The sequence below is a fragment of the Pseudoalteromonas sp. Z1A6 genome (genome assembly GCF_011378745.1).
Taxonomy (GTDB): Bacteria; Pseudomonadota; Gammaproteobacteria; order Enterobacterales; family Alteromonadaceae; genus Pseudoalteromonas; species Pseudoalteromonas arctica.
The window spans coordinates 1-11,499 of the sequence record NZ_WTKW01000120.1; the positions used below are offsets into that span (position 1 = coordinate 1).

General features: G+C 38.8%; 10 protein-coding genes. 8 read left to right on the forward strand and 2 right to left on the reverse strand.

The window, feature by feature from the left end; all coding sequences use genetic code 11:
* Positions 1-30: 30 nt before the first annotated feature.
* Positions 31-615: a rhombosortase gene (rrtA, locus tag GQR46_RS09490; RefSeq protein WP_165740804.1), complete on the reverse strand. Its 585-nt coding sequence runs from the start codon at positions 613-615 to the stop codon at positions 31-33.
* A gap of 97 nt (positions 616-712) precedes the next feature.
* On the opposite strand from rrtA, the gene ggt reads away from it, so the two are divergent.
* The 3 genes from ggt (at position 713) to GQR46_RS09505 (ending at position 5,207) form a co-directional block, all read left to right on the forward strand.
* Positions 713-2,491: a gamma-glutamyltransferase gene (gene ggt, locus GQR46_RS09495; protein ID WP_165726052.1), complete on the forward strand. Its 1,779-nt coding sequence runs from the start codon at positions 713-715 to the stop codon at positions 2,489-2,491.
* Between the two features lie 142 nt (positions 2,492-2,633).
* Complete coding sequence (locus tag GQR46_RS09500) at positions 2,634-4,328, forward strand: NAD-dependent malic enzyme (protein ID WP_007586692.1); 1,695 nt, start codon at positions 2,634-2,636, stop codon at positions 4,326-4,328.
* A gap of 153 nt (positions 4,329-4,481) precedes the next feature.
* Positions 4,482-5,207 (forward strand): SIMPL domain-containing protein, encoded by a 726-nt coding sequence (locus GQR46_RS09505; protein WP_007586691.1) that lies wholly within the window; start codon positions 4,482-4,484, stop codon positions 5,205-5,207.
* Between the two features lie 134 nt (positions 5,208-5,341).
* On the opposite strand, the gene GQR46_RS09510 is transcribed toward GQR46_RS09505, so the two are convergent.
* Positions 5,342-6,688 (reverse strand): DUF2254 domain-containing protein, encoded by a 1,347-nt coding sequence (locus tag GQR46_RS09510; RefSeq protein WP_165740805.1) that lies wholly within the window; start codon positions 6,686-6,688, stop codon positions 5,342-5,344.
* 153 nt (positions 6,689-6,841) lie between these two features.
* Between GQR46_RS09510 and GQR46_RS09515 the strand changes: the two genes are divergently transcribed.
* The 5 genes from GQR46_RS09515 (at position 6,842) to GQR46_RS09535 (ending at position 11,287) form a co-directional block, all read left to right on the forward strand.
* Positions 6,842-7,213: an MAPEG family protein gene (locus GQR46_RS09515; RefSeq protein WP_007586689.1), complete on the forward strand. Its 372-nt coding sequence runs from the start codon at positions 6,842-6,844 to the stop codon at positions 7,211-7,213.
* A 14-nt stretch (positions 7,214-7,227) separates the two neighbouring features.
* On the forward strand, positions 7,228-7,860 hold the full coding sequence (locus GQR46_RS09520; RefSeq protein WP_165740806.1) for a sulfotransferase: 633 nt from the start codon (positions 7,228-7,230) through the stop codon (positions 7,858-7,860).
* 47 nt (positions 7,861-7,907) lie between these two features.
* On the forward strand, positions 7,908-8,480 hold the full coding sequence (locus GQR46_RS09525; RefSeq protein ID WP_007586685.1) for a tRNA-(ms[2]io[6]A)-hydroxylase: 573 nt from the start codon (positions 7,908-7,910) through the stop codon (positions 8,478-8,480).
* Positions 8,481-8,693: 213 nt separating this feature from the next.
* Complete coding sequence (locus GQR46_RS09530) at positions 8,694-10,613, forward strand: pilus assembly protein N-terminal domain-containing protein (RefSeq protein WP_165728636.1); 1,920 nt, start codon at positions 8,694-8,696, stop codon at positions 10,611-10,613.
* Complete coding sequence (locus GQR46_RS09535; protein WP_165740807.1) at positions 10,610-11,287, forward strand: hypothetical protein; 678 nt, start codon at positions 10,610-10,612, stop codon at positions 11,285-11,287. Before GQR46_RS09530 ends, GQR46_RS09535 begins: the two co-directional genes overlap by 4 nt.
* Positions 11,288-11,499 lie beyond the last annotated feature (212 nt).

Below are 11,499 nucleotides of genomic sequence, written 5' to 3' on the forward strand. Positions count from 1 at the left end.
GTTTTTATTAGAGGAGCAATAGCTTATGCGCTATTTTTGCTTTTTTAAGAGTTCTATAGCCAGTGGTATGGCAAGTATAGTCCCACCTATAACTCCAATTAAATGTGCATCAATGGCCACTGTGGAGTTAATAAGTTTTCCTATATCGGCATTTGGGCCGCTAAATTGCTCAAACGCTATTTTAATCCATACGCCTATAAATAATAAATAACCCGATTTAAGCCCTACAGTTATATCTTTAACTGCCCCCCAAATAATTACGCCATGAAGTAAAGCACTTAACCCAGTGTAAATATGTATGCTTGGGCAAAACCAATACACACAGAGTCCACACCATAATGCCAGCAAGCATATATTAAACGCATAACGAGTAGGGGATGTATATTCACCATGCAAAAGCCATATTAATAAAACACCACTGGCATTTAATCCCAAATGAGCCCAATTAGCATGAACAAATTGGCTGGTGAAAATTCGCCACAGCTCACCTTCATCAATTAAGCTTCGGTTAAATTCAAGTAAATTATTTAAATCAAATGCAGCAAAAATGGTACTAAAAAGCAGCAAAATTATAGGCGGTAATATATAACGAGGTTGAATAGGTAAATTAAGCATTTTATTATATTTTTTTAGTCAAAATTTTTGCATATTGTGCCCGTTTAACTTTAAGATGCCAAATACAACTACGTAATTAAGTGTTTTTAGTATTTTTATGCATTTTAAACTTAACTCATTATTTGCCATTGGACTGTGCGCAGTATCACTGCCTTCATTTGCACAGCAAGCAACTCAAATTGAAACTCGCGAACCTGAAGCCGCTACTGGATTAATCCATAAAAAAGTAGTGCAAGGTGATAAATACATGGTTGCTGCTGCAAATCCATATGCCTCAAGAGCCGGTCAACAAATTTTAGCCCAAGGCGGCAGTGCCGTAGATGCTGCCATTGCTACTCAACTAGTGCTTACTTTAGTTGAACCGCAATCGTCAGGTATTGGCGGTGGTACATTTATGATGTACTACAACAAAGCAAACAATAAGCTGACTAGTTTTGATGGCCGCGAAACAGCACCTGCAAATGCAGACGAAACGCTGTTTTTAGATAAGCACGGTAAAGCCGTTAAATGGATTGAAGCAGTAGTAGGTGGGCGCTCTGTTGGTGTGCCTGGTATTTTACATGCCTTTGCAAGCGCGCATAAACAATACGGTACCTTGCCGTGGGAAGCGCTTTTTAAACCGGCTATTGAACTTGCAGAGCAAGGCTTTGTAATTTCGCCGCGTTTACATGGCTTATTAGCACGCCAGTTAAACCCAGGCGTACTGAGCATGCCGATTATTAACGAATACTTTTACCCAAATGGTAAATTAATCGAAGCGGGTAGCGTTAAAAAGAATCAACCACTTGCTGATTTATACAAAGACATTGCAAAGCAGGGCATTGATGCATTTTACAAAGGCGAAAACGCTAAACAAATGGTTAATGCTGTACAGCACTCTAAAATTGCCCCTGGTAAATTAAGTGTGCAAGATTTAGCAGATTACAAAAGTAAAGAACGCGATGCGGTATGTATACAATACCGTGCTTATAACGTGTGTTCTATGGCGCCACCAAGTAGTGGCGGTGTAGCAGTACTACAAATGCTTGGCCTACTTGAGCATAAAGATATGAGCGCACTTAAACCAAATGGCGAAAAGGCGATTCATTACTTTAGCCAAGCTTCGCGTATTGCATTTGCCGATCGCGATATGTACATGGGCGATCCCGATTTCACTCAAGTACCTACAAAAGAGCTTTTAAATAAAGATTACATTGCCTCACGCGCTAAATTAATTACCGAAACAGACCAAAAAGCCGTAGCCGGTAATCCAGTAGGGTACTTAAGTTATGCAATGGATGATTCATACGAGTTACCTTCTACTTCGCATGTCTCTATTGTAGATAGTAAAGGTAATGCAGTTTCGATGACCAGTTCAATTGAGATGGCGTTTGGCTCTACGGTTATGGTTAACGGCTTTATTTTAAATAACCAACTAACTGACTTTTCGTTATCGCCACGTAAAAACGGTAAGCTAGTAGCAAACCGTGTAGAGGCTGGTAAACGCCCGCGTAGCTCTATGTCACCGGTAATGGTATTTAATAAAGACGGCAGCTTACGTTTAATTGTAGGCTCACCTGGTGGTAGTCGTATCATAGATTACGTTGCACAAGTTGTTGTGGGTGTTATTGACTGGAATTTATCAGCACAAGACGCTATTAACTTACCGCGTACAACAAATCGTAACGATTACACCAGCCTTGAAAAAGGCACAACCATTGAAGCCATTGCGCCTGCGCTTACTAAACGTGGCCACAATGTACGTATTATTGATTTAAACTCAGGCTTACACGCAGTTGAAGTTAAAAATAATACCTTATATGGTGGTGCGGACCCTCGCCGTGAAGGTGTTGCGTTATCTGATTTAACTGATAATAACGCCACTATACAATTTTAAATTATGTATAATATGCATGTGGGCAGTGAAGCCCGCATGTATTTTCTCTCAATGGTCTGATTAGCTTAATTGTCGTTGCAATTAAACCTTTAACACTGATAATGACAGATCATAACTTAAGACTCCGTTAAAGCCTGGAAATATGACAACTAATACTGATCCTAACTACTTATATATTCATCATTCTGGCCCTGGCCTAATTGAAACACCGCTATTAAATAAAGGCAGTGCCTTTAGTAAAAAAGAACGCGAAAATTTCAATCTTGCTGGTTTACTTCCTCCTCGCTTTGAAACAATAGAAGAGCAAGTTGAGCGTTGTTATCAGCAGTATTCTAGCTTTACCGACAACCTTAATAAGCATATTTACTTACGTGCGATTCAAGATAACAACGAAACACTTTACTACCGTTTAGTGCGTGATCATCTTGAAGAAATGATGCCAATCATTTACACGCCGACAGTTGGCGACGCTTGTGAAAAATTCTCAGACATTTATCGCAGCGCACGCGGCTTATTTATTTCGTATGAAGATCGTTACCAAATTGACGACATTTTACGCAACGCTACCAAAGGTAAAGTAAAAGTGATTGTTGTAACTGATGGCGAGCGTATTTTAGGCCTAGGCGATCAGGGTATTGGTGGCATGGGTATCCCAATTGGTAAATTGTCACTTTACACTGCGTGTGGTGGTATAAGCCCAGCATACACATTGCCTGTAATGCTTGATGTGGGTACTAATAACGAAAAGCTTTTAAACGATCCTATGTACATGGGTGCACGCCATAAGCGTATTGCTCAAGACGAATACGATGAGTTTTTAGATTTATTCATTAAAGCGGTTAAACGTCGCTGGCCAAATGTATTACTTCAGTTTGAAGATTTTGCACAACCAAATGCAATGCCGTTACTTAAGCGCTACCGCAATGAAATTTGTAGCTTTAACGATGACATTCAAGGTACTGCGGCTGTAACGGTCGGTTCTTTACTTGCTGCGTGTCGTGTTAAAAATTCAACCCTAAGCCAACAAAAAGTAGTTTTTGTGGGTGCAGGTTCTGCTGGTTGTGGTATTGCTGAGCAAATTATTAGCCAAATGGTTTTTGAAGGTATTACAGAAGCTCAAGCGCGTAGCCAAGTATTTATGGTTGACCGTTTTGGCCTACTTTCAGAGGGTATGGAAGGCTTACGCGATTTCCAACAAGCACTTGCACAACCGCAAGGCTCGTTAAGTGATTGGACTTACAGCGGTGAATACGCATCACTTCTTGATGTTATGCACTGTGCACAACCAGACATTTTAATTGGTGTTTCAGGCCAACCTGGTTTGTTTACTGAGCAGGCTATTCGTGCAATGCACGCCGGTTGTGAACAGCCAATTATTTTCCCATTGAGTAATCCATCTAAGCAGGTAGAAGCGCATCCTGCTGATGTGATTAAGTGGACTGACGGTAAGGCGCTTGTTGCAACAGGTAGCCCGTTTGATCCGGTTGAACACAACGGTGAAATTTTCCCAATCCCACAATGTAACAATAGCTATATTTTTCCTGGTATTGGTTTAGGGGTTATTGCCGCTAAAGCGACACGCATTACAGATGCTATGTTAAGTGTGTCTAGCGAAATGCTTGCAGAGTCGTCGCCGCGTGCAAACACAGGTAAAGGCAGTTTATTACCAGCCTTAACTGAAATTGAAACGCTAAGTAAGCGTATTGCATTTGCCATTGCTAAAAAAGCAATCGAAGAGGGCGTTGCTCTTGAGATTACTGATGATGCGTTATGGGCAGCAATCGACAAAAATTACTGGTTACCAAAATACCGTAACTATAAACGTTGTAGTGTTTAATTAGGTTTATACGTAATTAAAAATAAATAACGTTGTAGGCACAGTTACAACGCTTAACAAAAAACAGGCAATTGCCTGTTTTTTTGTGCTTGTTCATATTTAATTAACCACGTAAGGTCTTTAATAGCATTTACAAAATTAAAGGATCGACTAATGAAAACACTGACTCTTGTTTTAGGTAGTGCACTGGCTTTAAACGTACTTAGTTTTGATGCACTCGCGGCAGCGACACCCGATGCTCCTCATATTTATGTTAAGGGCGAAGCGACTCTTACTACAATGCCAGATTACGTACAGCTTAGTGTAGGTATTACCGAAGTTGATAAAGACTTAATTGCAGCTAAAAATAAAACCGACTTAACCATCGCTAAGGCAATTAAGCTCGTAAAAGAAATTGGTGTTAAAGAGGGAGATATAAACGCCGGGCAAATCTCAATAAACCGTGATAGCCAATACAACCGCACTACCGGTAATCAAGAATTTAAAGGCTTTAAGGTTTCTCGTACGTTAACAGTAAAACTCAGCGATATAAATAAATACCCAGAGTTACTACAAAGCTTAGTTAACAACGGTATTAACGAAATTAATCAAACGCAATTTTTAGCAAGTAACTATAACGAGCTGCATAAAAAAGCGCAAAAGTTAGCAATTAAAGATGCACGGGATGCTGCAAAAGAGTTTAGTGAAGATTATGGCGTTGACTTAAAAGGTTTGTACAGCGCATCACTGAGCCCACTCAATGTGCAGTCGCAGCCTTATATGCGCGCAGAAAAAGTAATGATGGCTGATAGCGCACCAAGTAACTATGTACCTGATGCCTACCATGCTGGAGAGATTAAAGTTACTGCCTCAAGCTATGCTGTGTACTACATAGATTAAAATATAGGTTCTTCCTAGGGACGATTAACTCTATGTTGCTCGGTTTTTACTTAGCCCACTAGGTTACAAACCTCGCGCCGCGATTTAATCGCCCCTAGATTGAACAAATTTCAATCCAAATAATTCAACACGCCCTAGTGGTGCTCAAAACGTGCCACCAACTTCTCACCTTGCTCTTGGCTGATACGCGCTATTGAGTTAAGCATATTAGTTACTTCGCGTCTGTCGTATTCATTAGTTACATGTTCATTTATGTCATCAACAATTGCATTTAAATAATTAAATAAACTGTTTCGTGCATCGGTATCTTTATGGGCAACAAACAAAATATTTTTAAATGCCTCAAGCACGTTTGTCATTACGTATGCATCGCCTTTGGCGTAATTACGCAGCGGTGTAAAGTTGTCGTGTAATAACTCATCAAAGTTTGTTTCGTGAAGGTACAACAATGGGGCATTATCACTGTGCTTAAACGAGTAGTTAATATCGTTAATTGACAGCCTTTGGATAAGTAAAATACTCAGCATATCAATTGATTTAACCGCAGTACCTGGATCGTTGATACCCGGGCTCATTGCCTTAACTGCAATCTCAGATATTTGCGTTAACCCATAACGGTAATGATCGCTAATGTACTCTTCTATATAAAAAATAAAGCAGTCGAGAATTTTATTTATCAGCTCTTCATCGTTTGCTATATCTTTATTACATTTTAAAAACGGGTAACCTTTAACTGTAAAATAGCCTTGGTTAACAGAGATATACACCTTTATATCTTGCTCTGCCAAAATGGCACACAGCTTATCGGTATGTACGCCTTTATAATATCCCTCTGTTTTACTGCTTACCGAATGCCACTTGCTAAAGTCTGGAAAGTCTTCAACTGGGTTCTCTTGTTGTCTTAGTATTATTGTTTTAATTTCGTTTTTAGTTTGGCTAAACAAGCCATTTAATACGTTATCAACCTGAATGGCACGAGAGATTGAATGTATAAAAAACACAAATAAACCTAATGAAATCAAGCCAAAAACAAGTGCAAACAACACACCAATTGAAGGAATAGCCGTACTGCCACCTTCAAGTTTATTAATGTTTATAAGCATAATAATTGAGTAAATTATGCTGCCTAAATAAAAGCCCAAAACCATTTGGTGTGATTTACGCGTAATAAGCCCAGGCACTACGCGGGGCGATAAACTCGCACTGGCCGAATTTAAAACCACCATTACCATCGAAAAACTAAACACGGTAAGCGAAATAATACTCCCCGCTAAAGTGCTTAAAATAGTACGCGCGTTTTCGGCGCTATCAACAAGTACAACCGATATAAACGATTTTAGCTGCTCAATAGGGGCTAAATATTCAACCGACATAGTTATAATGGCAAATACTAAAAAGCCCACTGAAAGCATAGAAGGGTAAAAGCCAATACTGTTAATCATTTCACGGTAACTGTCGGCTACTTTGCGAGGTACAAACATAAAATCCTTATGTAATTTTCTACTTACTTAATACCCTTAGCTTAGCATAGGCATTTATTAAACTTCTGATAATGCTGCTCAAATTTATATGTTATTATCACGCCCACAATAATAAAGCGCATGCTTATGCGATAAAAATAACAGGAAAACGCCGTGATCATTTCAACTTATGCTGCATTACTTGCATTCTTTTACATTTATTTGAGCTTTAACGTAATAAAAGTGCGCCGCGCGGAGCAGATATCACTTGGTGATAATGGTAACGCAACGCTACAACGTGCTGTGCGTGCCCACGCTAACTTTATGGAGTACGTGCCAATTGCTTTAATTTTGCTTTTTTTAGCAGAATACCAAGGGCTTGCTAGCCATTACTGTCATATATTAGGTGGTGCGTTATTAATAGGGCGTGTGTTTCAAAATTTAGGCATAGTAGAAAAAAGCCTGAAATATCGCCAAATTGGTACCATTACTACATTTTTGGTGATTATTGTTAGCGCCTTTGTATTGCTAGTGACACGTGGCTAATTAAAGAAAAGTTAATGAGCAAAATATTTATAATAGGTTTACCGCGTACCGGCACTACTAGTGTGTGCCACGCATTTTTAGAGCTTGGTATTACAACGGCGCATACCGCGTATACTAATGCTTGTTTTGAAAATGCTAACGCGATTGCCGACACTCCCATATTTAATGACTTTAAAGCGCTTGATATTCATTACCCAGACTCTAAGTTTATTTATTTAGAGCGCGAACTTGGTGCATGGCTTGTATCAATAAAACAGCTTTTAGCGCGTATGCACACTAATTTAACCCGTGCAGATGGGGGCTTTAATATTCATATAAAACGTTGTTATTTAAATACGTTTAGTGAGCTTTCGCTTAATAATATTAGCGACGATAGTTACTTAGCTCACTGCTATAAAACACATTTTAATGATGCTCAAACGTACTTTAATAACCGTGACAACGATTTTTTATCCATTGATATAGCAAAGCCTGATAGCTATAAAAAGTTATGCAATTTTTTAGCGTTAAAAAGTGATAAAACTGATTTTGAAAAAATGAATATGGGCGGCAAAGTTACCGCGTGGAACGATATTAAACACCCGTTAAAAGTTGAATCTACGGCTAAAGGGCGGATAGATAAATTACTGCCTTACAAGATTTTTTAAATCAAATACGTTAAAATCCCCGCATTATTATTTAAGTTGTACAGAACATGTTTGAATTAAAATATCACACCCCATTTGAATGGACCGAAGTTGTCCTTGCTGACTTTAATACTTTTTTACAAGATCACGCCGCTGCAGAAAAAAAAGCATCGGGTATGGCTATGTCTATGCTTTCGCATTATCCAGACAAACGTAAATTAGTAAAAGCTATGACCGACTTAGCGCTAGAAGAATTAATACACTTTAAACAAGTACTTAAATTGCTTTTAGAGCGAGATGTAAACTTAGGTGACGACAAAAAAGACCCGTACATAAAACAAATACGTGCACTGTTTAGACACGGTCGTGATGGTTTTTTAATGGACCGATTACTGGTTGGCGGTGTAATTGAAGCACGTGGCCACGAGCGTTTTTCTTTAGTTGCACAAGCGCTTCCTGAGGGTAAAGAAAAAGACTTTTATGTTGCTATTGCTAAGTCAGAAGAAAAACATAAAAACCTATTTGTAGAACTAGCTTACGAATACTTTGAAAAAGAAGAAGTTGATGTTCGTCTAGAAGAGCTGCTTATAGCTGAAGCTAAAATCTGTGAAAGCATCCCGTTTACAGCCGCTTTGCATTAATTAAAACTAGCGTAAAGCGTATTTTCACTCGCTTTGCGCCACACACCTCTGCTCTTATTTCTTTGTTAACCTCTTCATGAATTGTTGATTTGCAATTTGCGAATCAAAATAATAAAAAACACGTTTATACATCTTAATCCACTGATTATAAATACAAAAACCCTTGGTCTCATACTTGCTACCTATACAGTAAGCAAATTGAGGGAAAGGCTTATGTTAAAATTTATTTTTATACTATTACTAATATCTTTTACCGCTATGGGCAGTGAAAGTCATTTAGATTATATAGAAAATGCAAATGGTGAGCGGGTACAAAAAGTATCGCACTTAGTTAAATGGACGCATACTCGCTTTGTGTTTACCCGTGATATTTCTCGTATTGCACTTGGCCACGAAACAACACTTGATGTGAACGTGGTAAATGGCCGTGAGCTACTAATTTTAGCTAAAAAGTTGGGCCGTACATCTATGATGGTGTGGTACGACGATAAAAGCTCTGAAACATTTTTACTTGGCGTAACCGAAGACTACAGCGTACTAGAAAATGCCTTAAACGACATCCATCCTGACGTACAGCTAACCATAGCGCCTGATCGCCATGCTGTTGTATTACGTGGTGAAGTACCTACTATAAATTATCGTCATGCCGCTTATGAAGCTGCAAAAAACTACCTTTATGCCAGTAGCTCACAAGCATCACAACCCGTTATCACCTCAAATCCTAACCAAGGTATGTTTAATTCACTTGCTCAACGCTTGCAAGGCTTGGGTAACGCAAACGGCGGCAGCTCTCAAAACTCGAGTAAAGTCGCTATTATTAATTTAATAAAAGTAACTCAAGCACCCAAGCCTAAAGAAGAACGTATTAGCGAAGTAATAAAATCAATGGGCGCAGATAAAGTGACCATTAAACGCATCTCGGTTGATGAGTTATCAAATGACGACAACGATGTGTTTTTACTTTCCGGCTCTGTAAAAAACCAGATAGAGCTAGTGCGCTTATTAAATACAATTAATAAATTATTCGAACCAGAGCAAGCATTACAAACTCAGGGTTCTCCTCTTGATCCTAATAATTTAATGGGCGGCGCAACGCAGGATAAAAGTTCAGGTATTGAAGTACTTGCCAACGAGTCAGGCGGTTTAATAAATGATGCTACCTCAGGATTAAATTTAAGTAATGTGAGTTCTAATATTGCAAGAGCAACGTTGCTGTCAGTGGCTGGCGGTAAAGTTTTGTCGAGTATTGAAGTTGAAGATTTACCGCAAGTGCGTGTATCGGTGCAGCTATACGAAGTAAATCAACGTAGGTTAAAGCAATGGCGCCCAGATATTAGCGTGCTCTCTAATGGATATGAAAAAGAAGCGGGTTTATTTGGCCGTGACGGTATGACTAATCGTGAATCTGGCTCTGCAACAATAGAAAATGCGCTGCAATTAATTGGCGGTCAATTAACTAATAACTTACAGCTTTCTACCTCACAGTTTGCCATTGATATGTTATTTTCATTACTTGAACAAGAAGGTATTTCTCGAACGCTTTCTCGCCCTACAATCACGGTTTTAGCCGGTGAAAGTGCCGTGTTTAAAGTCGGTGGTGAAGTACCTGTACCTACAAGTTATAGCCCTTCAGGAATTACAAGCGGGCAGCAAGGTAGTAGTGGGTCGGTGTTTAGCGGTACAGAATTTAAATCATTTGGAGTTGAATTAAATGTACGCGCCATGGTTGACGACAAAGACAGAATAACACTTGATCTAAACCCTGTAATTTCATTACCCGATACCACGTTAACCGCCGAAATTGCACAAAGTACAGGCAGCAGTTTAAACAGTAGTGCATTTAATACACGCAGCATGCAAACATCAACACGTTTAAAAGACGGACAACCTCTTATTATTGGTGGCTTAATTAGCACCGATAACAACGCAAGCCACGACTTTGTACCTGATGGCAACGGCAATAGCATGCTAGGAAAGTTAAGCGAAACAACCAGTAAAAGTGAAAACAACCGCGAGCTAATTATTGTTGTTACTCCAAACCTGGTGCGTGAGCCAATTAATACCTTACGTTCGTGGGAGCAGGCAAATATAGACACCCAGTTACTTAGTTACATACAGGAGCAAGGGCTATGAAAATATTTTATATAATTTTACTGCTTACTTTATCGGGTTGCGCTCATATTGATTACAAGCCAACAGTAAATCCTTACAACGCGTTGAGTGACATCGTTAAAAAATACCAATTAAATTCCCAACCATTAAAGTGTGAAGGTATAAATGCAAGTAACTGTTTAAACCTAGTGCATGAGGTGAATCAGTTAATGCTTGAACACCCCGATAACAAGGCAATACTTTCAATATCGGCCTACGTACTTTATAAAAGTGGCCGTGCTAATCAATCTCAACAAGTTATAAACACATTACTGAATAAAGCTAATCCACCATTAAATGCAATTACTTTAGGGGTTACGTTAGCAATAGAGCAAGGTAATTTAGCTAAAGCAAAAAGTATTGCTCAATACGGCGTTGATGTTTTTGGTACACATGCTTCACCATACCTGCAAATGGCCTCTATACATTATGCTCAGGGCAGTTACGTTATAGCTTCAAACTACTTAGAGCTTTCGGTTAAGTTTGGTTTAAATAGCACTGCCTATTTTTACCATAAAGGGTTAATTGAAGAAGCTAATACCAATAATTTATTGGCTTGTGGCTACTATGTGCAAGTTTTACGTGCAGAACCCACGCATAAAAAAGCACTTGCTAGGCGCGGTAAACTCTCCGTTTTAGGTAATTGTTATTCTTAAGGCCTTCGGGCCTTTTTTTATACCTAAAATTTGGCATTATTTAGGGCCAAAACCACTTTATTATTTATCAAAAATACAAGTAAAGCTTACGCTCATCCTACGTTTTATACGTAACCTCACAAGACTGCTTTTAATATTTACCCCTTACACTATCCATCAGTTTTAATAATACTTTCAATAACGTAAACCTAGCATTATTTATCTAAAATATT

Bases quoted from the DNA above. Each gene is read 5' to 3' on its own strand.
- GQR46_RS09505 (WP_007586691.1), top strand. From the start codon at position 4,482: ATGAAAACACTGACTCTTGTTTTAGGTAGTGCACTGGCTTTAAACGTA.
- rrtA (WP_165740804.1), bottom strand. From the start codon at position 615: ATGCTTAATTTACCTATTCAACCTCGTTATATATTACCGCCTATAATT.
- ggt (WP_165726052.1), top strand. From the start codon at position 713: ATGCATTTTAAACTTAACTCATTATTTGCCATTGGACTGTGCGCAGTA.
- GQR46_RS09510 (WP_165740805.1), bottom strand. From the start codon at position 6,688: ATGTTTGTACCTCGCAAAGTAGCCGACAGTTACCGTGAAATGATTAAC.
- GQR46_RS09530 (WP_165728636.1), top strand. From the start codon at position 8,694: ATGTTAAAATTTATTTTTATACTATTACTAATATCTTTTACCGCTATG.
- GQR46_RS09535 (WP_165740807.1), top strand. From the start codon at position 10,610: ATGAAAATATTTTATATAATTTTACTGCTTACTTTATCGGGTTGCGCT.
- GQR46_RS09520 (WP_165740806.1), top strand. From the start codon at position 7,228: ATGAGCAAAATATTTATAATAGGTTTACCGCGTACCGGCACTACTAGT.
- GQR46_RS09525 (WP_007586685.1), top strand. From the start codon at position 7,908: ATGTTTGAATTAAAATATCACACCCCATTTGAATGGACCGAAGTTGTC.
- GQR46_RS09500 (WP_007586692.1), top strand. From the start codon at position 2,634: ATGACAACTAATACTGATCCTAACTACTTATATATTCATCATTCTGGC.